Origin of the sequence: Streptomyces sp. NPDC015139, from assembly GCF_043079785.1 — a bacterium.
Classification (GTDB): Bacteria; Actinomycetota; Actinomycetes; order Streptomycetales; family Streptomycetaceae; genus Streptomyces; species Streptomyces albidocamelliae.
The window spans coordinates 47066-70609 of sequence record NZ_JBIBUW010000020.1 but is presented as its reverse complement, the minus strand read 5'-3'; the positions used below and the strand labels follow the sequence as shown (position 1 = coordinate 70609).

Genomic DNA, 23544 nt, shown 5'->3' with positions numbered 1-23544 from the left:
GCGCATCTCCTGGCGTGCTGCCCGGCGGGATCAGCAGCCGGTGACGCCGAAACGGGCCCGCGCGAGCTCGCGGTTGGCCACCGTGAACAGGAAGACGGAGATCCCCGCGTGACTCTGCTGCATGGACATGTCGCGCCAGACGCGCTCCATGCGCTCGCCGTCGCGCACCGCGCTGGATCCCGCGGTCGGGAAGAGGTACCGCTCGACCGCGCGCCAGCTCATCCGCACCGCCTCACGGCAGATCGTGGCCACGCGCAGTTCCTGCTCCGGAGTGACGTCACCGCGCCCGGCGATGTCGTCCCACTGCCGGACGGCACCCAGCAGGCACGTCTCGGCGGCGTGCACGAGCCCCGCCGCCTCGCCGTACCAGTACTGGAAGTCGGGGTCCTCGAAGCGGTTCACGACCGGTGGGAACAGCGTCTGCCGCGAGAGCATCAGTTCCTCGTAGGCGTCCAGGGCGCCCTTGGCCATGCCCACGGCCAGAGCGGCGTCCTCGAGGATCATGAAGCTGAGCGGCCCGCCGCCGTACATGGGGTTGCCGTGCAGTGCCCGTCCGGGCGTGCCGTCGGTGACGTCGACCTGGCTCAGGTGGGTGTCCAACGTGAAGTGGTCCGGGACCAGCCCGTCCTCGATCCTGAGGCTGTGCGAGCCGCTGCCGCGGAGCCCGAGCTGGGCGCCCCAGTCGTCGAGCCGGGTGAACGCCTCGCGGGGGGCGACGAACAGCAGCGGGCGCGGATCGCCCTCACCGTCGTCGACCAGCGTGTGCCCGAGGAGGTGCGTGGCGTACGGCGATCCCGAGCAGTAGCGCCAGGTGCCGTTGATCCGCCACCGCCCGTCGGCCGTGCGCTCGGCCGTGCCGGTCGGGGCGACGGTGGCCGGGCACAGGAAGTCGCCTCCGGCGAAGATCTCCGCCTGCGCGCGCTCCTCGAACAGGGTCGCCACCGCGTGCGCGTGGGCGGCTCCCAGGCAGTACATCCAGCCCGTCGACGGGCAGCCCCGGGACAGTGCGACCACCACGCGCATGAAGGTCTCGACGCCGAACTCGTAGCCGCCGTAGCGCCTCGGGACGAGGATCCGGTACAGACCCGCCCGGCGGAACTCCTCATGGGTGTCCTCGGCGTAGTAGCCGCGCCGCTCGGTCTCGGCCTGACGGGCGATCAGGCCCCGGGCGAGCTCTTCGGCCCGGGAGACGACCATGTCCGGCGTCAGCCCGGGCTCGGGCACCGGCACGGCGGCGGTCCGTTCGGGAGCACTCGCGGTGACTGTCATTGCTGCGCGGTTTCCTTCGCCTAGGTTGACGCCGCGCCGCGCGGCAGGACGTTGTGCCCTTCGGCCGCCGCTGCACGACCCTGGCCCACGGCCATTGAGCCCGCAGCGTCGCACCCGCCTGCAGACGCGGGCATCTCCTCGATTGCGGAGCGCCGCGCACCGGGCCCGGCCGAGGACAGCACGCGGGGAGATGCAGGTCGGCGCGGGCCGGTGAGATCGTCGGGCGGCGGCCCGGTCAGGCCCGATCCGCCCCACACGACGGATCCCGCTACCCGACGATCCAGGAGTTCCGTTGAGAACCGCGCACCGCTCCTGCCCCATCTGCGATGCCGTCTGCGGCCTGCGCATCGACCTCCACGACGACGGCCGGGTGGCCGGTGTCCGCGGCGACGCCGACGACCCGTTCTCGCGCGGTTACGTCTGCCCCAAGGGCGCCAGTCTCGGCCGGATCGACGAGGACCCCGACCGGCTGCGCGCACCGCTGATCCGCACCGGGGACCAGTGGCGCACGGCCACCTGGGACGAGGCCTTCCGGGCCGTCGAGGAGGGCCTCACCGGCGTCGTGGAACGCCACGGCCGCCAGGCCGTCGCCGCCTACTTCGGCAATCCCACCTTCCACACCATGGGCGGCATCTTCTACCGCGGCCCGCTCTCGCAGTCCCTGGGCACCACCAACCTCTACAGCGCCGGCACCATCGACCAGATGCCCAAGCACGTCTCGTGCGGGCTGATGTTCGGCAACGCCATGGCGATCTCCGTGCCCGACCTGGACCGTACCGACCACCTGCTGGTCATCGGTGCCAATCCGGCCGAGTCGCACGGCTCGCTGTGCGCGGCTCCCGACTTCCCCGGGCGCCTGAAGGCGATCCGGGCGCGCGGCGGCCGGATCGTCGTCGTCGACCCGCGGCGCACCCGGACCGCGGACCTGGCCGACGAGCACGTCTTCGTCCGGCCGGGCACCGACGCCCTGCTGCTGTTCGCGCTCGTCCACACCCTGCTCGCCGAGGACCTCGCCACCGTCCGGGTCGAGACGGAGGGTCTGGCGGAACTCCGCGCGCACGCCGCTCCGTTCACCCCCGAGGCCGTGGCGGGCCCGACCGGTGTCCCCGCCGCGACCATCGTGCGGCTCGCCCGCGACCTCGCCGCCGCCCCCACCGCCGCCGTGTACACCCGGATGGGCACCAGCACCGCCGACTTCGGCACCCTCACCCAGTACCTGGTGGACGTCCTCAACACCCTCACCGGCAACCTCGACCGGCCCGGCGGGGTCATGTTCACCCGGCCCGCCACCCTCGAAGTGCCCTGGGGGCCGAGGCCGTTCACCTCGGGACGCTGGCACAGCCGGGTGCGCGGGCTGCCCGAGACGCTCGGCGAACTCCCCGTCGCCACGCTCGCCGACGAGATCGAGACACCGGGCGAGGGCCAGGTCAGGGCCCTGGTCTGCGTGGCCGGCAACCTCGCCCTGTCCGCGCCCAACGGGCCCCGGCTGGCGCGCGCCCTCGACGAACTGGACTTCATGGTCTGCGTCGACCCCTACCTGAACGAGACCACCCGGCACGCGAACGTCATCCTGCCGCCGCCGCGCATGCTGCAGATGCCCCACTACGACCTGCTCCTGCTCACCGTCACCGTGCGCAACTACACCCGGTTCTCGCCGCCCGTCCTCCCCCTGGAGCCGGGGCAGCTCTCCGAGGCGGAGATCATGGCCCGGCTCTGCCTCATCGCCGCCGGGCAGGGGGCCGACGCCGACCCCTCCCTCGTGGACGAGATGGTCCTCGGCGAACTGCTCGGCGCCGGAGTGCAGATCCCCGGCTCCCCGTTCGAGGGCATGGAGGTCGCCGACGCGCGCGCACTGCTCGACGGCGACAGCGGCCCCGAACTGATGCTCGACGCGATGCTGCGCCTCGGCCCGTACGGGCTGTCGCTGGCCGACCTGCGCGACCACCCTCACGGGATCGACCTCGGCCCGCTCCAGCCGCGCCTGCCCGAGGTGCTCAGCACCGAATCCGGGCTCGTCCGGCTCGCCCCCGCCGAGCTGGACGGCGAGATCGCCCGGCTGCGGGAACGGCTGGCCGCGCCGGCCCCGGCGATGCTGCTCATCGGCCGGCGGCAACTGCGCTCCAACAACAGCTGGCTGCACAACGTCGCGCCGCTGATGGGCGGCAGCAACCGCTGCACCCTGCACATCCACCCCGACGACGTCACGCGCCTGGGACTCGGCACCCATGCCCGGGTCACCTCGGCCACCGGCGACCTGGTCGTCGCCGTGGAACCCAACGACCGCATCATGCCCGGCGTCGTCAGCCTGCCCCACGGCTGGGGACACGCCGGGTCGGCCCAGCGCACCGCCGCGCGGCACCCCGGCGTCAACGCCAACGCCCTCACCGACGACTCCGTGATCGACGCGCCGTCGGGCAACGCCGTCTTCAACGGCGCCTCCGTCGTGGTGGCGCCCGCCCCGGCCCCGCCCGAGGAGGCGGTCGCCCCGCAAAGGGCACTGCTCCCGGTGGTCACGGCCTGACGCGCCCCGCCGCTCTCCGCCCGGCGCCCACCGCCGTACCCCCTGTTCCGTCCCGCTCTTGCGACTGGAGGACCCATGCACCCCGGAACCCCGGACGACGAGGTCGTCATCGAGGCCTGGCTGTCCGAGTTCCCGTTCCCCGACTTCCTGGAGCCGATCCGGGAGCGCGCCCGGGAGTTCGAGAAGGCCCACCCGGGCCACCGGATCGAGATCCGTGGCTTCTCCTACCAGGAGCTGCCCGAGGCGGTCGCCCGTGCCGCCGCCGAGGGCAGGGCGCCCGCGATCGCCACCTACTACGCGGGAGCCTCCCAGCTGGCCCGTGACGCCCGGGACCGGGACGGCAGGCCACTGTTCGTCTCCGTGGAGAAGGCCGTCGCCGGGCGGACGGAGATCCTCGGCGAGCCGGTCGTCCTGGACGACTTCCTCCCCGGTGTCCGCGAGTACTACACCGTCGACGGCGACTTCGCGACCATGCCGCTGACCCTGTCGACGATGCTCCTCTACGCCAACACCTCGCTCCTCGGGCGGGCCGGCGTCACGGCCGCACCCCGCACGTGGCAGGAGACGACGGCCGCGTGCGAGGCCGTCGCCCGGCTCGACGACGGACCCGGCCACGCCATCGCCTGGCCCGTCGACGGCAAGTTCCTCCAGCACGCCGTCGCCCAGCAGGGGGCGCTGCTCACCGACGCCGGCAACGGACGGCACGGGCGGGCCACCACCCTCGACCTCACCTCGGACGCGGTCAAGGCGTACGTGCGGTGGTGGCGCGACCTGCACCGGGCCGGCCACTACCTGCACACCGGCGTCCTCGAGGACTGGGCCGGCACCTTCCGGTCCTTCGCCGCCGAGGAGGTCGCCCTGCGGTTCAGCTCCTCCTTCGACGCCAACTACATGGTGCGGGCGGCGGCCGAGGCCGGCTTCGACATCGAGGTCGGAGTCCTGCCGCGCAACGGGGCCGTGCCGTGCGCCGGAAACTGGATCGGCGGGGACTCGCTGTGGCTCGCCGACGGTCTGGACGACGCGGCCCGCGACGGCGCGCTGGCCTTCATGCAGTACCTCAACAGCCCCCGTGCCGCGGCCGCCTGGCACCGGGCCAGCGGCTCCGCACCGGCGACGTACGGCTGCATCGCCCTGCTGGAGGAGGAGGGCTGGTTCGACCTGCACCCGCACCACCGGGCCACCGGCGAGCAGCTCGAACTGCGCACCGGGCCGCCCGAGGCGCACGGAGCGGTGCTGGGCGCGTTCCACGCCGTCCAGATCCCGTTCATGGAGGCCATGGAGGACATCCTGGCCCGGGAAGCCGACGTGGACACCCGCCTCGCCGAGGCGGCCGCCGTGGCCCAGGGGCACCTCGACGACTACAACGCGTACGCCCTGGGCACCGGCCCGAAGACTCCGGACTGCCTCACCGTCCGCATCTGACGGCCGGTCAAGGGGGGCGTCCGGCCGGGCCCCCGTATGCCCGGGCGGACCGTCCCGCTACGCCGCCGCCAGCAGCTCCGGCCCGGACGCGGCACCCGGCGCCGGCGCAGCGTACAGGCCGTCCACGCAGGCGACGGCCAGGGCGTCCAGGCTGGAGACCATCGCCTCGGCCGGCAGCGCGGCGGCGGCGTAGGCGAGCGGGAGTTCCGTGCAGGCCGCCACCACCGGAAGCTGCTGCCGGCGCCACAGCGGGCGCAGGGCCGAGGCGAGCAGCTGCCCGGCCTGGCCCGTCCGGCCCGCTTTGACGAGCACGGCCGCACGGTGGATCGACGCCTGCGCCGCGGGCCCCGGCACCAGCAGGCGGTAACCGAGTTCGGCCGCCCGCCGCTGATAGAGGCCGCTGGCCACGGTTCCCGTCGTGGCGGCGAGCCACCCTCCCTCGGGGCTGAGGGCCATGGCCGCCCGCAGCGTCGCGTCGACGATGTGGACCAGGGGGACCGGCAGTTCGGCGCGGATCCGGTCGATGTACACGTGCGCGGTGTTGCACGGCACCGCCAGCAGGTCGGCACCCCAGCGGACCAGGGTCGCCAGCCCCTCGCGCAGCGCGGGCAGCGGTGCGTCGCTGCCCGCCGTCAGCGCCGTGGACCGGTCGGGTACCGACGGGTCCGACAGCATCACGATGCGGGGGTGGTGCTGGTCGTCGGCGGCCGGCACCCGGGCGGCGAGCAGGCGCAGGAACTCCGCCGTCGCCGCCGGGCCCATCCCGCCGAGGACACCGAGCGTCCCGCCGGGGGCCGGCGCCGACGCGGTCATGGTGCCGTGAGCCGGCGGGCCACCCGCTCCGGCACACCGGCGGCCAGCAGCCGGCGGTGCCCGGCCGGCGGACACCACCAGTCCAGATACAGCTCTCCGCGGCGCACCACGCCGTGCACGCTCACGACGTCTGCTCCGGTGCCGGGCAGGACGGTGAAGTCGGCCTCCTCGGCATCGACGACCGTGAAGGGGGCGCCGGCGGGCAGCAGGCCGCCGAGGTCGCCGAAGTGCTCGTAGCGGATCAGCACCGGCGCGTCGGACGCGGGCCCCTGAGCCGGGTTCCGGCGCCCCATGCCGGCGGCTTCGTCCCCGGCGGTGTGGTCGAGGACCTCGACGCCGGGCGCGTCGCCGAGGTCCGCGAGGACCGCTGTCAGCGCCTCGGCCACCCGGGATGTCGGCACGGGCGGACCGCAGGCCACGGAGCGGCGCACCGGCGTCCCCTCGGCCGTCCGGCTCGCGGCGGCCAGCCCGGCGGGGGGCACGGGTGCACCGGCCGCGGCCCCCGTGAGGAAGGCACCCGCCGGTGCCAGCGTCGCCTCGCCACCGCCAGCCCACAGGGCGGACAGATCGCGCAGCAGGACCCGCCAGGAGGCGGTGTCGGCCAGCAGTTCGTGGACGACGAGCAGCAGCCGGGCGGGCAGCGGACCGCGTTCGACCAGGGCGAGCTGCCACAGCGGGCCGTCGGTGAGGTCGAGGCGGGAGCGCAGCCGCTCCACGGCCGTGCGCATCAGCTCCGCCTGCGCCGGGGCGTCGCGGCCGGACAGATCCAGGCGCAGCACCGACGGGGCGCCGCCCACGCCGGCGTCGTACTGCTCCCACACGCCGTCGCGTTCGGCGAACCGCAGCCGCAGCGCCTCGTGGTGCAGCATCAGCCGCAGGGCCGACCGGCGGGCGAGGGCGCCGTTCCCGGGTTCCCGCGGCTCCAGCAGCAGGGCCCGGGCGGAGGCGGCGGGGGCGGTGCCGGCACGGTCGAGGGCCTGCCGCTGGGCCGGGGTCAGCGGCACGCGGCGGGCGGTCCGGGCGGCGGGCGCGGGCGTGGTCCGCTCCGCCGTCGGCGACTCGGCCGGCCGACGGGCGGCACCCTCCGCAGGCAGGGGATAGCCGATCTGGAGCAGCATCTTGCGCACGCGCGGTGTCGCGGCCGGAGTGCGCAGCTCGTCGTCGGCCTCTGTCCGCTCCAGGTGCCCCAGGCGTACCTCCCACCGGGTGGGCGCCTCGTAGTTGTGGAAGCCGCGCTCGCGGGTGTGCACCAGGACACCCGCGTCGTTGATCATGCAGTTGGAGCTGCAGAACCCGGTGTCGCCGGGCTGCGCCCACAGGTCGGAGCGGGCGTGCAGCAGTGCGCGGATGCCGTCCTTGGTGACGTCGGAGTACCGGTAGTAGTCGACGACCTCGACGGAGTCGACGACCTCGGCGCCGAGGGTCCCGCCGGACTCGTGGTAGACGCGCCGGCCCTCCTTCAGCCGCGGCTCGATCTCCGCCGGGTCGAAGATGCCGTGCCGGTGGAACCAGGACAGCCGCTCGTCCATGATCTGGCCGCGCGACAGACCCGTCACGATGGTCGGGATCCCGAGGTCGTGGGCGTGCTGGGTGCTCAGGTCCAGCAGTGAGCGGAAGCAGCCGTTGCAGACGCTCTTGTGCTGCTGCAGGCTGCGCAGGAACACCTCGTTCTGGTCGGCGTGCGTCGCGGTCACGTGCTCGATGCCGAGCTCGGCGGTGATCGTCTCCACGTTGCGCAGGGCGGTCCTGGAGATGAAGCCGTTGTCGAAGGTGAAGGTCCGCACCCGCAGGCCGAGTTCGATCAGCCGGTACAGGACGTAGGAGCTGTCCTTGCCACCGCTGTAGAGCAGCAGGCAGTCGTAGGCCGAACCGCGGGCCTCGGCCCGGGAGCGGACGAGTGCCACGAACTGGTCGACGTCGCCGAAGTAGGCGTCGATCTCCGCCCGGTGCCGTGCGTAGGAGGTGCACAGGTCGCAGACCCCGGTGGCGTCGAAGGTGATGCCCGGGTAGCGGCCGCTGATGCCGCAGCGGGCGCAGGCCCGTTCCGCGGCATCGGCGTCGGCGTCGGTGCCGGCAGCGGGGGCGGTGGCCGGCTGGGCGAGGTGCATGGTCATCGGCGGTCCCTAGATCGCGAAGAGGTCGTCGAGCGGGGCGTCGGTCGCCAGCAGTGCCGTCTCGACCGCCGCGGCGAGGGTCGCCACCGTCGGCGACAGCAGGAAGTCCCGCAGCGCCACGGTGACGCCGAACGTCCGGTTCACCCGGCTGAGGAGATCAACCACGAGCAACGAGGTGCCGCCCGTGGCGAAGAAGTCGTCGTCGCGGCCTGCCGCGGAGCCGGGCAGGACCTCCTGCCACAGGCCGGCCACGGTCAGCTCGGTCGCGGTGCGCGGCGGCTCGCCGCCGGTAGGCCGCGCGTTGGACGGGGACGGCGCGGGCAGGGCCCGTCGGTCGGTCTTGCCGCTGAGGGTGCGGGGCAGTTCGGCCAGCGGGACGAACGACGCCGGCACGGCGCTGTCGGGCAACCGCTCGCGCAGGAAGGCGCGCAGCCGCGGCTCCAGACCCTCGGGCAGGGTGCCCTCCCGGTCCGGCTCGCGCAGCTCCAGGAAGGCGTGCAGGCGGGTGGCGCCGTCGCCCTCGCCGACGGCCACGGCCGCGTCGGCGACGTCCGGGTGGGCGCGCAGCACGCTCTCGACGCCCTCCAGTTCGACCCGCACACCACCGATCTTGACCTGGTGGTCCTTGCGGCCGAGGAACTCCAGGCTGCCGTCGTCGAGCAGACGGCCGTAGTCACCGGTGCGGTAGACGGGGTCGGCCGGGTCGCCGGTGACGGGGTGGGGCACGAAGACCCGGGCGGTCTCCTCGGGGCGCCGGTGGTAGCCCAGCGTGCGGTGCGGGGTGCGCAGGTGGATCTCGCCGACCGCGCCGGGCTCCGCGAGGCCGCCCCGCTCGTCGACGAGCAGTACCTCCGCGTCCGGTACCGGCCGGCCGACGGGGATCGACGGGCGGGCCAGGTCGGCGCGCGTGACCACGTGGAACGTCTTGGTCATCGTCGTCTCCGACGGCCCGTACAGGTTGAGCAGCCCGATCCGGTCGCCGTAGTGCCCGAAGAGGGCCTCGGCGTCCGCCGGTGCGAGCCGCTCGCCGGACAGGGCCACCCAGCGCAGCGCCCCGAGGCCGTGGCCGCCGGCGGCCGCGGCGCGGATCAGTCCGCGGAAGAGCGAGGGGACGGTGTGCACCAGGTCGATCCGCTCCTCGTCGGTCCAGCGCGCCAGGGCCGCCGGGTCGAGCAGGGTCCCGGGCGGCGGGACGACGAGCGTGCCGCCCGTGGTCAGCGGGACGAACAGGTCGCGCAGTACGGCGTCGAAGGAGGGCGAGACCAGCTGGCTGACCCGCCAGCCCGGCTCGACGCCCAGCAGCCCGGTCTCCCACCGGATGTACGGGGCGATCGAGCCGAGCCGGCCGACGATGCCCTTGGGGCGGCCCGTGGTGCCGGAGGTGAAGAACACGTAGGCCGGATCGTCAGGGCCGCCGCGGTGCTCCTCCCGCCGTGCGACGGCGGCCGACGGGCCGGCGGTCACGGTCCGGGCGGCGGGCGCCGCTTCGGCCAGCGCCCGGAGCGCGGCCGGATTTGCGGGCGAGCCGACGACGGCCCATTCGGGCGCGATGTCGAGGAGCGCCGCCCGCAGCCGGGACTGCGGCGCGGTGAGGTCCATCGGCACGACCACGCCGCCGGCCCGCAGCACGCCGAGGACGGCCGCGGCCAGGTCGCGGCGGTCCTCGGCCAGGACGGGCACGAAGGCGCCCGGGGCGGCGCCCTCGGCGGTGAGGGCACGGGCCACGTGGGCGGCACGGGCGTCCAGTTCGGCGTAGGTGAGACGGCCTTCGGGGGTCTCGACGGCGACGTGGTCCGGGAACCGCTCGATCGTCCTCCCCACCAGGTCGTGAATGGCTTCGAACGTCATCGTGTTTCCTTTCTCGGTCCCGGCGCTCCCGTCGGGCGGGCCGGACGGCCGGTCATCCGTGGTCCGGCAGGGAGAAGGTGTCCAGGAGGATGCCGAAGGTCAGGACGGTGAGCAGCAGGTCGTCGCCGTAGTGGGGGTGGAGCTCGAAGCCCTCGCCCGTGTAGCGGGTCCGGAGCCGTTCCACGGCCGCCGGGTCGAAGTAGCCCTGCCGCCTGATCCGGGCGGGGGAGAGCATGTCGTCGATCCACTCGATGCCCGCGCGCAGCAGCGCCGGGCTGCCGGGCGCGCGGAACCCGAACTTCTCGCGGTCGATGATCTCCGGCGGCACCAGGCCCTGGGCGGCCTGCCGCACCACGTACTTCTCGCCGAGGGGGTGGACCTTGAGGTGGGCCGGCACACGCGTGGCGAACTCCATCACCGCGCGGTCGAGGAACGGGTAGCGGGCCTCGACGGAATGGGCCATCGCCATCCGGTCGCCGTGGTCGGCGAGCAGGTGGTCGGACAACCGCAGCCGGAAGTCGAGGTAGGAACGCTGGTCGAGGGGGTCGCGGCCGGCCAGCCGGCCGTGGTCCACCGGCGCCCGGCGCAGGCAGTCGACCTCCCGGAAGGTCTCGCGGACCGCCTCCGAGTACAGCCCGAGCTTGGCCTCGTGCCAGGCGTGGTAGGGGCGTTCGTAGAAGATGCCGGGGTCGCCCCACAGCCGCCGCCGCACGTCGTCCTCCAGCGCGTCGGCCAGGGCGTCGCCGGAGCCGCCGCCCCGCCCGAGGCGGTCGAAGCGGTATCCGACGTAGCCGCCGAACAGTTCGTCGGCGCCCTCTCCGGTGAGGACCACGGTGGTTCCGCTCTCGCGGACCCGCCGGGCCAGCGCCAGGGAGCAGGTGTTGTAGGTCTCCTTCACCGGTGTCTCGGCGTGCAGCACCATCCGGCCGAGTCCGTCGACGATGTCGTCGGTGGTGAACCCGATCTCGTGGTGGCGCGAGCCGGCCTTCTGCGCCATCAGGCGCTGGTAGCCGGACTCGTCGATGCGGGCGTCGGGGAAGGTGACGGAGAACGAGTCGGCGGGTGGGGCGAGTTCGCCGACGAGCCCGGCGATCAGCGAGGAGTCGAGCCCGCCGCTGAGATAGAAGCCGACCGGTACGTCGGCGCTCAGCCTGAGCCGTACGGCCTCGGTCAGCAGCTCGCGCAGCTGCTCGGCGTAGGAGTCGTCGGGGCGCGTCTCGCGCTCGCCCGCGGGCGGGTAGTCGAGGTCCCAGTACCTCGTCTCCCGTACGGCGCCGTCCTGGACGATCAGGTAGTGGCCGGGGCGCACGGCGCTGATGCCCCGGAACATGGTGCGCGGACTGACCAGGCCGGGGAAGGTGAGCACCTGGTCGAGGCCGGTCAGGTCCACCGCGCGCCCGACGCCGGGGTGTTCCAGCACCGCCTTGGCCTCGGAGCCGAAGACGAAGTGGTCCCGGGTGGTGGCGTAGTGCAGGGGCAGGATGCCGGCGTGGTCGCGGGCGAGGAACAGGCGGCGCCGCGGCCGGTCGTAGATCGCGAAGGCGAACTGGCCGTTGAGCCGGTCGAGCAGCCCGGTGCCCTCCTCCTCGTAGAGGTGGACGAGCACCTCGACGTCGCAGTCGGTACGGAAACGGTGTCCCTTCGCGACGAGTTCGGCCCGCAGCCGGCGGTGGTTGAAGATCTCGCCGTTGCAGACCATGACGACGGAGCCGTCCTCGCTGGACATCGGCTGGTTCCCGCCGGCGAGATCGTTGATGCCGAGCCGGCGGAAGCCGAGCCCGACCCCGTCGCGCAGGAACGAGCCGGCCGCGTCGGGCCCCCGGTGCAGCAGCGTCGTCGTCATGCGGTCGAGGACGTGGGCGTCGACCTCCGCACCGTCGCGCAGGGCCATGGCCCCGGCTATGCCGCACATGGACGGAACCTCCTTCGTCGGACGGGCCGGGCACGGGACAAAGTGGCGGGAACGGGAAGGAGGGACCGGCCGGCGACCCGCGCCTGCTCACGGACTCTCCGCACCAGGTAACACGCGCCCGAGCGGGAGCCACAAGCCAATCCGGCCCATGCCGGGGCCTTCAGCAATCTGGAAGAACGACGGCCGCCCGGTGAAGCGCACGGCGGGAGAAGACATCCGGATCACGGCTCGTTCAGGCTGGTGCCGGCCCCTGTGCCGACCCGGCCGAGGCGTCGGGTGGCCGCCCGCCCCCCTGGAGGAACGACGTGACCGAGACGGACAACCCCCCCTTCGCCGCTGCCACGATCACCGCGGACGATCCGCGCTACGCGAGCATGGTGCTCGGCACGAACCACCGGTTCCCCGGGCGGCCGGAGTACGTGCGCGTGGTGACCACGACCGAGCAGGTGGTGGCCGCGGTGACCGAGGCCGTGGCAGCGGGCCGACGGATCTCCGTCCGCAGCGGCGGGCACGGCTTCGAGGACCTCAACACCAACGGCGTCGAGGTCCTCCTCGACATGTCCGAGATGACCGACGTCCGGTACGACGCCGGACGGCGCGCCTTCGCCGTCGAGGCGGGCGCCACGCTCGGCCACGTCTACCGGGTGCTGTTCAAGGGCTGGGGCGTGACGATACCCGCCGGCGAGTGCCCGGAGGTCGGAGTCGGGGGGCACATCGTCGGCGGCGGCTACGGGCCGCTCTCGCGCAGCCTCGGTGCCGTCGTCGACTACCTCTACGCCGTGGAGGTCGTCGTCGTGGACGAGGACGGCACGGCCCGCGCGGTCGTCGCCACCCGCGAGGAGGACGACCCGCACCGCGAGCTGTGGTGGGCGCACACCGGCGGCGGAGGCGGCACCTTCGGCGTGGTGACGCGCTACTGGATGCGCTCCCCGGGCGCGGACGGCGACGAGCCGGCCGCACTGCTGCCGAAGGCCCCGACCGGCTGGCGCAGCGGGATGGCGGTGTGGTCCTGGGAGACGATGACACCCGAGGCGTTCGCCGTCCTGCAGCGGAACTTCGGGTCCTGGTTCGAGCGCAACAGCGACCCCGACTCGCCGTACGCGGCGCTGGCCGGCTTCTTCCACGGCACGCACCGCTCCGGCTTCGGGCTGACCGTCGGCGCCCACATGGACGACGCCACCCCGGACGCCGAGAAGCTGATGACCGCCTTCTTCGACGAGATCACGGCGGGCGTGGACGCCGCGCCCCTGTTCGTCTCCCAGCAGGTCCGGCCCTGGCTGTACGTCTCCGCGTACCCGGGCTGGGGAGATCCGGGCGACGCGTTCACCCGCCGGATCAAGATCAAGGCCGCGTACCTGCGCAAGGGCTACTCCGAGGAGCAGACGGCCACGCTGTACCGCCACCTGACGACCGGTGAGCAGAGCCCGGTCCAGCTCATCCTCATCGGCTACGGGGGCCGGGTGAACGCCGTCGCCCCGGACGCCACCGCGGCCGCCCAGCGCGACTCGGTCCTCAAGGCCGCCTACATGGCGGTGTGGGGCTCCGAGACCGAGGACGAGACGAACATCCGGCGGGTGCGCGAGATGTACCGCGACGTGTACGCGGCCACCGGAGGGGTGCCGGTGCCGGACGAGGCCAACGACGGCTCGTACGTCAACTACGCCGACACCGACCTGGCCGACCCCGAGTGGAACACCTCCGGAGTGCCCTGGCACACCCTCTACTTCAAGGACAACTATCCGCGTCTGCAGCAGGTGAAGCGGGCCTACGACCCGCGGGACGTCTTCCGGCACACGCTGTCCGTCCGGCTGCCCGACTGACGGCGGCCGCGTGCGCCGGTGCCCGGTCCGCCGAGGAGCGGGGGACCGGGCACCGGCGTGCGGGTGCGGCCGGGTCAGGCGTCCGCCACGGCGGGCAGCACCCGCTCCCCGATCAGCTCGATCAGGGCCGCCTGGTTCCTGCCCTCCAGGATGCCGATCACCCGCGTGACGCCGGCCCCGGCGATCTGGCGCAGGGTGCCGGCCAGCTCGTCGGCGGAGGCGGCGTCGTGCGGCGTGAACGGCATGATGCAGGTCTTCTCGATCTCCTCGAAGTCCCGGCCCTCCGCCTCGCAGTGGCGGCGCAGGACGTCGAGCTTGTCGCCGAGGTCCGGCCCCGGGTAGAGGTTGCAGGCGTCCGCGTAGCGGGCGACCAGCCGCAATGTCTTCTTCTCACCGCCGCCGCCGACCACGATCCGCGGCCGGGTGAGGTTCTGCGGCACGTTCAGCGGCCGGTCGAGCCGGTAGTGGCGGCCCGTGACGGGCTTCTCGTCGCCGCGCTCGCCGGCCCACATGCCCAGACAGATCCGCAGGGCCTCCTCCAGCCGCTCGAACCGCTCGGACGTCGGCGGGAAGTCGATGCCGAGGCCGCGCGCCTCCTCCTCGTACCAGCCGGCGCCGATACCGAGATCGGTGCGGCCGCCGGAGAGCACGTTGAGCGTGGTCACCGTCTTGGCGAGCAGACCGGGGGCGCGGAAGTGGACACCGGCGACCATCGGCATGAGCCGGATGCGGCGCGTGTGCGCGGCGATCGTCGCCAGCGTGGTGAAGCACTCCAGCATGGGCTGCTCGGGACCGCCCATGTGCGGGCCCTGCCAGACGTGATCGGCTACCCCCAGGACGTCGAACCCGGCGTCGTCGGCGGTACGGGCCATCGTCGCGAGCGTGTCCGCCATGCGCTCCGCTCCGCCCTCCCATGCGTAGTCCGCGAATGCCAGGCCGAGTTTCATGGCAGATCTCCCAACAGAGTCTCGATGACGGGGTGGTGGGGGCGTACGCCCGCGGTGAGGCCGCCGGGCGGGGCAACCGAAGGATAGGGCGGCCGGGCCGCCCGCCCCTTCTTCGAGCGTGCGGGCTTGCCCGGCGGGCCCACCTCGTTGAAGAGGGCAATCACCGAGATGCCCGGAATCCCGGGGCGCGGTCAGCCTGGGCGCATGGACCCTCACGCGCCGGAAGAAGCGACGACCACGACGGACCGGCCGGCGTCCGTCCTGCCGAGCCACACGAAGGGCACTCACCCCCTGCCGCTGCTCGACGAGACCATCGGTGACCACTTCCGGCGGACCGTCGCCTCCTTCGCCCACCGCGACGCCCTGGTCGACTGCGACGGCGACGGACGCCGCTGGAGCTATGCCGAGCTCGACGCGTGCACCGACGCGCTCGCGGCCGGCTTCCTCGGCCTGGGCGTCGAGCCGGGCGACCGGATCGGCCTGTGGTCCCCGAACAACGCGGAATGGGTGGTCACGCAGTACGCGGCGGCGAAGATCGGCGCGGTCCTCGTGAACATCAACCCCGCGTACCGCACCCATGAGCTGGAGTACGTGCTCGGCCACGCGGGCGTGCGGGTCCTGGTGGCCGCGCGGACGCTGCGCACCGCCGACGCCGCGACGATGATCGCCGAGGTGGCGCCGCGCTGCCCGGCCCTGCGGCACACCGTCCTGATCGGCAGCGGGGAGTGGAACGCCCTCCTCGCCGCACCCGACGCGCGGGGCCTGCGGCGCCTCGCCGAGGCGGGGGCCTCGCTCCGTCCCGACGATCCGATCAACATCCAGTACACCTCGGGGACCACCGGCGCGCCCAAGGGCGCCACCCTGACCCACCGCAACATCCTCAACAACGGTTTCTTCACCGGAGAGCTGCTGGAGTACACGCACACCGACCGGGTCTGCCTGCCGGTGCCCTTCTACCACTGCTTCGGCATGGTGATGGGCACGATCGCGGCGCTCAGCCACGGGGCGTGCGTCGTGGTCCCCGGCGGCTTCTTCGACGCCCGCGCGACCCTGGAGGCGGTCGAGGCGGAGCGCTGCACCTCGCTCTACGGCGTCCCGACGATGTTCATCGCCGAGCTCAGCCACCCCGACTTCGCGTCCTTCGACCTCAGATCCCTGCGTACCGGCATCATGTCCGGCACGCCCTGCCCGGTCGAGGTGATGCGGCAGGTCGTCGACCGCATGCACATGACCCGGGTGACGATCTGCTACGGAATGACCGAGACCTCGCCCGTGGCCTGCCAGACGCGCCCCGGCGATTCCCTCGAACGGCGGGTGTCCACCGTCGGCAGGGCCGGACCGCACGTGGAGATCCGCATCGTGGACCCGCGGACCGGACGGACCGTACCGCGCGGCCGCCAGGGCGAGTTCTGCACCCGCGGCTACTCGGTGATGCCCGGCTACTGGAACCAGCCCGACCGGACCGCCGAAGCCATCGACGCGGACGGCTGGATGCACACCGGTGATCTCGCCGTCATGGACGAGGACGGATACGTCAGCATCACCGGCCGGATCAAGGACATGGTCATCAGGGGCGGGGAGAACGTCTACCCGCGCGAGATCGAGGAGTTCCTGCACACCCACCCGGACATCCTCGACGCACAGGTCGTCGGGGTGCCCGACCCGTACTACGGCGAGGAGCTCATCGCCTGGGTGCGGATGCGGGACGGCGCCGAGCCGCTCACCGAGCCCGTGCTGCGGGCGTACTGCACCGGGCGGCTGGCCCACTTCAAGATCCCCCGGTACGTGGCCGTCGTCGACTCGTTCCCGATGACGGCCAGTGGCAAGGTCCGCAAGGTCGAGCTGCGCGAGCAGGCCGTCGCGCTGGTGTCCGAGAGGTTCGGCCGGACGGCCTGAGCGATCCGCGGGGGCCCGGCCGGCGAGGGGCCCCCGGCCGGCCCCCGGGCACGTCCTACGGGGCGGCCGGCAGGCCGAGGCCGCGGGCGATCAGCATGCGCTGGACCTCGCTCGTGCCCTCGCCCACCTCCAGCACCTTGGCGTCGCGGTAGAAGCGCGCCACCGGGTAGTCGTTGATGCAGCCGTAGCCGCCGAAGATCTGCGTGGCGTCCCGGGCGTTGTCCATCGCCGCGCCCGAGGCGACGAGTTTGGCGATCGACGCCTCCTTGCCGAACGGCTCGCCGCGGAGCATCTTCGTCACCGCGTGGTAGTAGGCGAGGCGGGCACTGTGCGCCCGCACCTCCATGTCGGCGATCTTGAACTGGACGGCCTGCTGGGCGCCGATGCTCCGGCCGAAGGCCATCCGCTCCTTGGCATGACGCACACTCTCGTCGACGCAGCCCTGCGCGATGCCCGCGCCCACCGCCGATATGGCGATCCGGCTCTCGTCGAGCACCGACAGGAACTGGGACAGACCACGGCCCTCCTGCCCCAGCAGATTCCCGGCCGGCACCCGCACGTCGGTGAAGGTCAGACCATGGGTGTCCGACGAGTTCCAGCCCGCCTTGGAGTACAGCGGCGCCACCTCGAAGCCCGGCGTGCCCGAGGGCACCACGATGGTCGACGCCTCCTGGCGGCCGTCGGCACGCCTGCCCGTCACGGCCGTGACCGTCACCAGCCGGGTGATGTCCGTACCCGAGTTGGTGATGAACGACTTGGCACCGTTGATCACCCAGGTGTCGCCGTCGCGCACCGCGGTCGTGGCGAGCGAGGCGATGTCCGTGCCGCCGCCGGGCTCGGTCAGACCGAACGCGCTGAGCGCCTCGCCCGCGCAGAGCCCGGGCATCCAGCGCTCCTTCTGCTCGGGCGTGCCGAAGCGGTAGAGAGGCATGGCACCCAGGGAGACACCGGCGGACAGCGTGATCGCGACCGAGGTGTCGACGCGGGCGAGTTCCTCCAGTGCCACGCACAGCGCCAGGAAGTCACGGCCCCCACCGCCGTACCGGACGGAGAACGGCAGTCCGAACAGGCCCATCCGGCCCATCTCGGCCACCAGGTCGTACGGGAACGCGTCCCGCTTGTAGAGGTCGCCGATCACGGGGGCCACGGCGGTGCGCGCGAAGTCCTCCACCGTCTTGCGCAGGACCTCGTACTCGTCGTCGAGCCGGAAGCCGATCACTGATTCTCCTCGTGTGGTCGCACGCCACGCGGGCGCGGGGGAAGGACGCCGGGCCGGTCCGGCGTCAGGCCGGGACGGAGCCGACGAGGCCGCCGTCGACGACGAACTCCTGGCCGGTGATGTACGCCGAGCGCGGCGAGAGGAGGAACAGCACGGTCTCGGCGATGTCCTGCGGAGTGCCGAGGGTGCCCAGCGCGACCTGGCCGCGGAAGAACTCGCGGACCTCCTCCACCGGGGCGACGGCGTCGAACATCTCGGTACGGATGTGGCCCGGGGTGACGGCGTTGACGCGGATGCCGAGCCCGGCCAGGTCAGGAGCGAGAGTCCGCGGCAGGTTCAGGACGGCCGCCTTGCTCGCCGCGTAGACCGAGCCGGGGCCCATACCGCGGTGCACCAGCCAGGAGGCGTTGAGCACCACCGAGGAGCCCTCGGCGAGCAGGGGCAGCGCCTTCTGCACGGTGAAGAACGTGCCCTTGAAGTTGGTGCCCACGACCAGGTCGAAATCCTCCTCGGACACGTCCGGGGTACGGGCGTTGAGGCCGATGCCCGCGTTGGCGAAGACGCCGTCGAGGCCGCCGAAGCGGTCGCGCACCTGCTCGTAGGCGGCCTCCAGCTCCGCCGGGCGGGAAACGTCCACGCCCACCGCGAGGACCCGGTCGCCGCCGTCCAGCTCCTTGACGGCACGGTCGAGACGGGCGGTGTCACGGCCGGCGATCACCACGTTCGCGCCCTCGTCGAGCAGGCGTCGCGCCGTGGCCAGCCCGATCCCGCTGCCGCCGCCGGTGATGAAGTACGTCTTGTTCGTGAAGTCGGTCATGCGATTCAGCGTCGGGGCCCCGCGCCGCCGCGCGCATCTCCCGGATTGCGCACACCTCCCCCTCCTCCGCCGGGCCCGCCAGGGGCGCGAGCCGCCCGGACGCGGGAGCGCAACCTGGAAGATGCGTCCGGCTCCGCCCGCCGGGGAGGCTGGGCGGGTGGACACCACGCCTGCGCGGAACGTCGTCGTCGTGGGGTGCACCGACCACGCAGACAACACGCAGTGAGAAGGAGAGCCCCATGGCTCAGTTCGCGGTTTTCATCTACGAGGCCGAGATCCCCGGCGGCTGGGAGAACGCCCCGAAGGAACTGCTCGAGGCGCATGAGGCCTTCCCCGGCAAGGTCGAGGAGCTGGGTGGCAAGATCCTCAACGGTCTGGCCCTCCAGCCCGCCGGCACCGCCAAGACCGTGCGCGACGGCGCCGTGGGCGACGGCCCGTTCGCCGACACGCGCGAGTCCCTCGGCGGTGCCTTCGTGCTCGAGGCCGAGGACCTGGACCAGGCGCTGAAGATCGCCAAGGTCGTTCCGGTCCACGACGGCGGTGTCGAGGTGCGTCCGCTGTTCGACGCCCCGGAGGCGTGACGGTGGCGGACCCGGCCACCCTGAACGAGATCACGGTCACCCGCGTCTTCGACGCCCCGCGCGCCGCGGTGTACCGGGCGTGGACCGAGCCCGAGCTCTTCGCCCGATGGTGGGGGCCGCGTGGCTTCACCACCGATCCGGGCACGGTCGCCCTCGACGTGCGGGTCGGCGGCACGTGGAAGGCCACCATGGCGGCCGAGGGCGTGGGCGAGTTCCCGTTCACGGGCGTCTACCGCGAGGTCGTGGAGAACGAGCGGCTCGTGTTCACGCTCGTGGACCCCAACGACGAGAACGTCGCGGCGCGTGCCGCGCGCGGTGAGGCGGAGGAGCTGACCACGGTGGGCTTCGCCGACACCGAGGGCGGCACGAGGCTCTCCTTCCAGCAGGTCGGGCAGGTCGACGCGGAGAAGACCGCGGAGGTCGAGGCCGGCTGGAACAGCTTCCTCGACAGCCTGGGCGACCACCTGGCAGGCGCCTGAGCCGAGCCGGACACACCCATCCCGGCGGGGAGCGGCACGGGCCCACGGCCCGTGCCGCTCCCCGCCGCCGTGTTCCCCCGGCGCCGCGGCCCGGGCCAACACCGCAACCAGCAAGATGCGCCCCCGCCGCGGCCACCGCGAGGCTTGCCCCCGTCTCTTCGCTGATCAGGGGGTCGGGCCGGTGGCCATCACCACATCCAGATCTCCCGCGGCCGTCAGCGGCACCCGCACCACCGAGCGGCGGTTCCTGCCGGAGCTCGAAGGCATGCGGGGTCTCGCGGCCCTGGGAGTGCTTTGCACACACGTCGGATTCAGTTCCGGCATGGTCGGATTCATGGACAAGGAACCCGACGGGTTCTTCGGTGTCATGCTCCAGCAGCTCCATGTGAGCCTGCCCATCTTCTTCGTGCTCTCCGGCATGCTGCTCTACCGGCCGTTCGCGCTCGCGACGATCGCCGGGACCCGCAAGCCCGAGATCAAGCCCTACTTCTGGCGCCGTGCCCTGCGCACGCTGCCCGCCTACTGGGTGCTCGTCGCCGTCACGCTGATCACCCTCAACCGCGAGGCCGTGCACAGCGTCTGGCAGGTCCTCCGCCCGCTGCTGCTGCTGCAGGTCTACCAGCTCGACGCCCGCCTCACCGGCAACGGCACGGAGCAGACCTGGACGCTCGCCACGGAGATCGCCTTCTACGCCGCGCTTCCGCTGCTCGCCTGGGCACTGGACAAGTTCGCCGGCCGGGCCGGCGACCCGGGCACGCGGACCCGCCGCGTCCTGTGGGGGCTGACCCCGCTCGTCCTCATCGGATTCGTCTACGCCTGGTACACCTTCCTGCCCTCGATGGGCGACTACCCCGCGCAGAACGAGTGGCCGCCGAAGTGGCTCGGGTTCATCGCCGTCGGCATGGGTCTCGCCGCGCTCTCCGCGTGTGCGGACGTCGCCCCCGACCGCGTCCCGGCGTTCTACCGCTTCGTGCAGAAGAACCCGGTGTGGTGCTGGGCCATCGCCATCGGCATCTATCTCCTCGCCTGCCTCCGCCCGATCGGCCAGCCCGGCCACGCCGACTACCCGTCGATGGCCGGCGGCATGACCGAGCACTTCCTGTACACGCTCTTCGGCCTCTTCCTCGTCGCACCGGTCACGGTGCCGAAGCCCTCCCGCTTCGTCGTCGGCGCGATGAGCAACCCGGTCATGCGGTTCCTCGGCCGCATCTCCTACGGCCTGTACCTGTGGCACATCGCCGTCATCTACTTCTGGCGCGGCGACCTGATGCCGAGGGGCAGCTTCCTGGGGCTGTTCGCCGTCACCCTGACCGGTGCCGTCGTCCTCGCCACGGCCAGCTTCTACCTCATCGAGAGCCCCGCCATGCGGCTGCGCGAGCGACTCGGCAAGGCCTCGGCCCGGCCGAGCGTCGAGACGATCGCCCCGTGAGCTGGATCCGCACGCTGCGGACGGCTCCCGCCGGCGCCGTCCGCCTGGTGTGCCTCCCGCACGCGGGAGGCACCGCCCACGCCTACCGCCCGCTGGCCGAGGCACTCGGCCCGGGCACGCAGGTGCTGGCGGCGCAGTACCCGGGCCGCCACGACCGGCTCGGCGAACCCCCGCTGGGGAACCTGAACATGATGGCCGGTCATCTCGCAGCCGCCCTCTCCACGTCGCGGGACGCCCCGCTGGCCCTGTTCGGCCACAGCTTCGGCGCGCTGCTCGCGTACGAGGTCGCGGCCCGCCTCCAGGCGACCGGACCGGCTCCCGTCCACCTCTTCGTCTCGGCGGCGCCGCCGCCCTCGTCCCCCCGCGACGCCGGTGTCCATCTGCGCGACGACGACGGCGTCATCGCCGAACTCGACCGGATCGCCGGCACCACGGTCCGCTCGGCCGGTGAGGAAGCGGTGCTGCGGCTGCTGCTTCCCGCGATCCGCGCCGACTACCGGGCGTTCGAGACCTACCGCGATCCGGGACACACGCTGACCTGCCCGGTGACCGTCCTCCTCGGCGCCACCGATCCGCTGGTCACCCCGGGCCGGGCCGGCGCATGGGCGCGGCACACCGCAGGCCCCTGCGCGCTGCGCACACTGCCCGGCGGCCACTTCTACCTGACGGAACCGGGGAACACGGCGCGGCTCGCCCGCACGGTGTCCGCGCAGCTCACGGCCTCCGCCCGGACGGCCGGGCACCCGCAGCCCGCCCCACCCCGAGAAAGGACCCGCACATGAGCCACCCGACCACGTCCCCGACGGCGGCCGAACTCCTCGGCGCCTTCACCGCCGCCCCGGACGAGCGGCTGGAAGAGACGTTCCTGAGCCTGGCGGACTCCGTGTGGTCGGCCGACGGCCCGGTGGACGGCGCCGCCCAGCACGTTCCCGCCCTGGTGGCGGCACTCGACGGCGCCGACGCCCGGCACACCGGCCGTCTCGCCGTCCTGCTGGGCCTGCTCGCCGAGTCCGAGTACCGCGACCACCCGGCCGGGGACGGTCCGGTGCGCGCCGCGGTCCGCCAGGGGCTCGACCGCTACCTGGACCTGTTCGGCGGCAGCGGGGCCGGCACGCCCCTCACCACCGCCCTCGTCTACCTGCTGGGGCACTTCCCCGAGGACCGGGAACGCATCCTCGCCGCGGCCGCCGCCGAGGAACTCGCCCTCGGTGAACACGACCTGACCCGTCTCGAGCGCACCCTGCGCCCGCTGAACCCCCTCGACCCCGACCTCGGCCGCTGCTGGCCCTCGCCCGCCGCCTGGAGCCTCAACGACGACGAACGGGGCTTCGACAAGGGGTGGATCAGCACGCTCACGCCCGAGCAGATCCGCGTCAACTGGGACAACGACACCCGCACCGTGCTCGCCTACGCGGGCATGAAGGCCTACTGGGCCGTGCGCCACGGCGCCGCGAACGAGACCTCCTACCCGGCTCCCGCCGTCCCGGACGCCCCGGCCGCGGGCGAGCTGGGGCCCGACGCCTTCGCCCGCCACGCCGACGCCCTGCGCTGCCCCTCCTGCGACGGCCCGCTCGAGTACACCGACGCGGTGCGCTGCACCGCCTGCGCCGCCTCGTTCCCCCTCGCCCAGGGCCTGCTCGACCTCTCCCACGGTGCGACCGGCTCCCAGGCGTCCACGGAGGACGACACCGCCGACCTGCTGCAGAAGCTGGCCGCCATGCCGAGCATGGGCGTCTACTACGAGACCGTGCTGCGTCCGGCGTTCCTGCGGATCGCCGGTCTCAACTGGGACGACGCAGTCACCCCGGCCGACGAGGACGCCTACCTCCTCGCCCACACCCGTCCCGTCGACGGCCCCGTGCTCGACCTGTGCGCAGGCGCCGGCCGCTGGACGGCCGTCGTGGAGCGGGCCGTGGGCACCGACCGGCTGCTCGCCCAGGACCTCGGCCTGCCCATGCTCACGGCCCTGCGCCGTGCCCTGCCCGAGGTGCCCGCCGTCGTCGCCAGCGCCCTCACGCTGCCCTACGCCGACGCCAGCCTCGGCGCGGTCAACTGCTGGAACGCCCTGCAGGCCTTCCCCGAGCAGGCGGACATAGCCATCGCCGAGATGGGCCGCGTCCTGAAGCCGGGCGGCACCCTCACCCTGCTCACCTTCCGCTGGGCCGACGACCCGGTCGACCGGTACTTCCAGGGCGCCCACTTCTTCCCGAGCCGCCCCGCGGGCATGCTGCTGTTCGAGCTCGACGAGCTCCGCCGCTGGTACGCCGACGCCGGCCTGACGATCCGTGAGCAGTCGGGCACCGGCTCCTTCGTCTTCCTCACCGCCGAGCGCACGCTCTGAGGGACCGCCGCCTCCCGCAGCGCCTCCCCCGGCCGGCCCCGCCCGCGTGGCGTGGCCGGCCGTACCCCTTCTCGACGACTTCCCGTGACCGCCCTCGGCCCGCGCCGGAGGCCACC

Annotated in this window: 17 protein-coding genes; 9 read left to right on the top strand and 8 right to left on the bottom strand. The window is 73.2% G+C overall.

All coding sequences use genetic code 11. From position 1 onward, the window contains the following. Window positions 1-30 precede the first annotated feature (30 nt). Entirely contained in the window at window positions 31-1269 is a 1239-nt protein-coding gene (locus tag ACF08B_RS35310) for an acyl-CoA dehydrogenase family protein (protein WP_392321125.1), read from the bottom strand. Between the two features lie 292 nt (window positions 1270-1561). On the opposite strand from ACF08B_RS35310, the gene ACF08B_RS35305 reads away from it, so the two are divergent. Together ACF08B_RS35305 and ACF08B_RS35300 are read left to right on the top strand one after the other, a co-directional pair. Next, on the top strand, window positions 1562-3790 hold the full coding sequence (locus tag ACF08B_RS35305; protein ID WP_392321124.1) for a molybdopterin-dependent oxidoreductase: 2229 nt from the start codon (window positions 1562-1564) through the stop codon (window positions 3788-3790). Window positions 3791-3865: 75 nt separating this feature from the next. After that, a complete protein-coding gene (locus ACF08B_RS35300) occupies window positions 3866-5212 on the top strand; it encodes an extracellular solute-binding protein (protein WP_392321123.1) in 1347 nt (448 codons plus the stop codon). A gap of 57 nt (window positions 5213-5269) precedes the next feature. On the opposite strand, the gene ACF08B_RS35295 is transcribed toward ACF08B_RS35300, so the two are convergent. The 4 genes from ACF08B_RS35295 to asnB are packed head-to-tail and all read right to left on the bottom strand — an operon-like array spanning window position 5270 to window position 11899. After that, window positions 5270-6025, bottom strand: coding sequence for an aspartate/glutamate racemase family protein (locus ACF08B_RS35295; RefSeq protein WP_392321122.1), 756 nt, complete (start codon window positions 6023-6025; stop codon window positions 5270-5272). Continuing rightward, window positions 6022-8139, bottom strand: a complete 2118-nt coding sequence (locus ACF08B_RS35290; protein ID WP_392321121.1) for a condensation domain-containing protein — start codon at window positions 8137-8139, stop codon at window positions 6022-6024. Before ACF08B_RS35290 ends, ACF08B_RS35295 begins: the two co-directional genes overlap by 4 nt. 9 nt (window positions 8140-8148) lie before the next feature. Then, window positions 8149-9987, bottom strand: coding sequence for an amino acid adenylation domain-containing protein (locus ACF08B_RS35285; protein WP_392321120.1), 1839 nt, complete (start codon window positions 9985-9987; stop codon window positions 8149-8151). Between the two features lie 52 nt (window positions 9988-10039). Next, window positions 10040-11899: an asparagine synthase (glutamine-hydrolyzing) gene (gene asnB / locus ACF08B_RS35280; protein ID WP_392321119.1), complete on the bottom strand. Its 1860-nt coding sequence runs from the start codon at window positions 11897-11899 to the stop codon at window positions 10040-10042. Between the two features lie 374 nt (window positions 11900-12273). Between asnB and ACF08B_RS35275 the strand changes: the two genes are divergently transcribed. Further along, complete coding sequence (locus ACF08B_RS35275; protein ID WP_392321166.1) at window positions 12274-13719, top strand: FAD-binding protein; 1446 nt, start codon at window positions 12274-12276, stop codon at window positions 13717-13719. A gap of 74 nt (window positions 13720-13793) precedes the next feature. On the opposite strand, the gene ACF08B_RS35270 is transcribed toward ACF08B_RS35275, so the two are convergent. Beyond that, on the bottom strand, window positions 13794-14666 hold the full coding sequence (locus ACF08B_RS35270) for an LLM class F420-dependent oxidoreductase (protein WP_392321118.1): 873 nt from the start codon (window positions 14664-14666) through the stop codon (window positions 13794-13796). Between the two features lie 204 nt (window positions 14667-14870). Between ACF08B_RS35270 and ACF08B_RS35265 the strand changes: the two genes are divergently transcribed. Further along, complete coding sequence (locus tag ACF08B_RS35265; RefSeq protein ID WP_392321117.1) at window positions 14871-16562, top strand: AMP-binding protein; 1692 nt, start codon at window positions 14871-14873, stop codon at window positions 16560-16562. 55 nt (window positions 16563-16617) lie between these two features. Here the strand turns inward: ACF08B_RS35265 and ACF08B_RS35260 are convergent, their stop codons facing one another. Next, window positions 16618-17781: an acyl-CoA dehydrogenase family protein gene (locus tag ACF08B_RS35260; RefSeq protein ID WP_392321116.1), complete on the bottom strand. Its 1164-nt coding sequence runs from the start codon at window positions 17779-17781 to the stop codon at window positions 16618-16620. A gap of 64 nt (window positions 17782-17845) precedes the next feature. Further along, on the bottom strand, window positions 17846-18598 hold the full coding sequence (locus tag ACF08B_RS35255) for an SDR family NAD(P)-dependent oxidoreductase (protein ID WP_392321115.1): 753 nt from the start codon (window positions 18596-18598) through the stop codon (window positions 17846-17848). 239 nt (window positions 18599-18837) lie between these two features. Here ACF08B_RS35255 and ACF08B_RS35250 point away from each other — a divergent pair, with 239 nt between their 5' ends. The 5 genes from ACF08B_RS35250 to ACF08B_RS35230 all read left to right on the top strand — a co-directional run bounded on the left by ACF08B_RS35250 (window position 18838) and on the right by ACF08B_RS35230 (window position 23428). Continuing rightward, window positions 18838-19179: a YciI family protein gene (locus ACF08B_RS35250; RefSeq protein ID WP_392321114.1), complete on the top strand. Its 342-nt coding sequence runs from the start codon at window positions 18838-18840 to the stop codon at window positions 19177-19179. Further along, on the top strand, window positions 19176-19658 hold the full coding sequence (locus tag ACF08B_RS35245; protein WP_392321113.1) for an SRPBCC domain-containing protein: 483 nt from the start codon (window positions 19176-19178) through the stop codon (window positions 19656-19658). The genes ACF08B_RS35250 and ACF08B_RS35245 overlap by 4 nt, the downstream gene beginning before the upstream one ends. Before the next feature lie 115 nt (window positions 19659-19773). Beyond that, window positions 19774-21087, top strand: coding sequence for an acyltransferase family protein (locus ACF08B_RS35240; protein WP_392321112.1), 1314 nt, complete (start codon window positions 19774-19776; stop codon window positions 21085-21087). Then, on the top strand, window positions 21084-21869 hold the full coding sequence (locus tag ACF08B_RS35235) for a thioesterase II family protein (RefSeq protein ID WP_392321111.1): 786 nt from the start codon (window positions 21084-21086) through the stop codon (window positions 21867-21869). Before ACF08B_RS35240 ends, ACF08B_RS35235 begins: the two co-directional genes overlap by 4 nt. Next, window positions 21866-23428: a methyltransferase domain-containing protein gene (locus ACF08B_RS35230; protein WP_392321110.1), complete on the top strand. Its 1563-nt coding sequence runs from the start codon at window positions 21866-21868 to the stop codon at window positions 23426-23428. The genes ACF08B_RS35235 and ACF08B_RS35230 overlap by 4 nt, the downstream gene beginning before the upstream one ends. The last annotated feature ends 116 nt before the right edge of the window (window positions 23429-23544 follow it).

Coding starts and splice junctions, on each gene's coding strand:
- ACF08B_RS35255 (WP_392321115.1), bottom strand. CDS start 18,598: ATGACCGACTTCACGAACAAGACGTACTTCATCACCGGCGGCGGCAGC.
- ACF08B_RS35285 (WP_392321120.1), bottom strand. CDS start 9,987: ATGACGTTCGAAGCCATTCACGACCTGGTGGGGAGGACGATCGAGCGG.
- ACF08B_RS35270 (WP_392321118.1), bottom strand. CDS start 14,666: ATGAAACTCGGCCTGGCATTCGCGGACTACGCATGGGAGGGCGGAGCG.
- ACF08B_RS35310 (WP_392321125.1), bottom strand. CDS start 1,269: ATGACAGTCACCGCGAGTGCTCCCGAACGGACCGCCGCCGTGCCGGTG.
- ACF08B_RS35275 (WP_392321166.1), top strand. CDS start 12,274: ATGGTGCTCGGCACGAACCACCGGTTCCCCGGGCGGCCGGAGTACGTG.
- ACF08B_RS35295 (WP_392321122.1), bottom strand. CDS start 6,025: ATGACCGCGTCGGCGCCGGCCCCCGGCGGGACGCTCGGTGTCCTCGGC.
- asnB (WP_392321119.1), bottom strand. CDS start 11,899: ATGTGCGGCATAGCCGGGGCCATGGCCCTGCGCGACGGTGCGGAGGTC.
- ACF08B_RS35240 (WP_392321112.1), top strand. CDS start 19,774: ATGCGCCCCCGCCGCGGCCACCGCGAGGCTTGCCCCCGTCTCTTCGCT.
- ACF08B_RS35230 (WP_392321110.1), top strand. CDS start 21,866: ATGAGCCACCCGACCACGTCCCCGACGGCGGCCGAACTCCTCGGCGCC.
- ACF08B_RS35250 (WP_392321114.1), top strand. CDS start 18,838: ATGGCTCAGTTCGCGGTTTTCATCTACGAGGCCGAGATCCCCGGCGGC.
- ACF08B_RS35265 (WP_392321117.1), top strand. CDS start 14,871: ATGGACCCTCACGCGCCGGAAGAAGCGACGACCACGACGGACCGGCCG.
- ACF08B_RS35290 (WP_392321121.1), bottom strand. CDS start 8,139: ATGACCATGCACCTCGCCCAGCCGGCCACCGCCCCCGCTGCCGGCACC.
- ACF08B_RS35300 (WP_392321123.1), top strand. CDS start 3,866: ATGCACCCCGGAACCCCGGACGACGAGGTCGTCATCGAGGCCTGGCTG.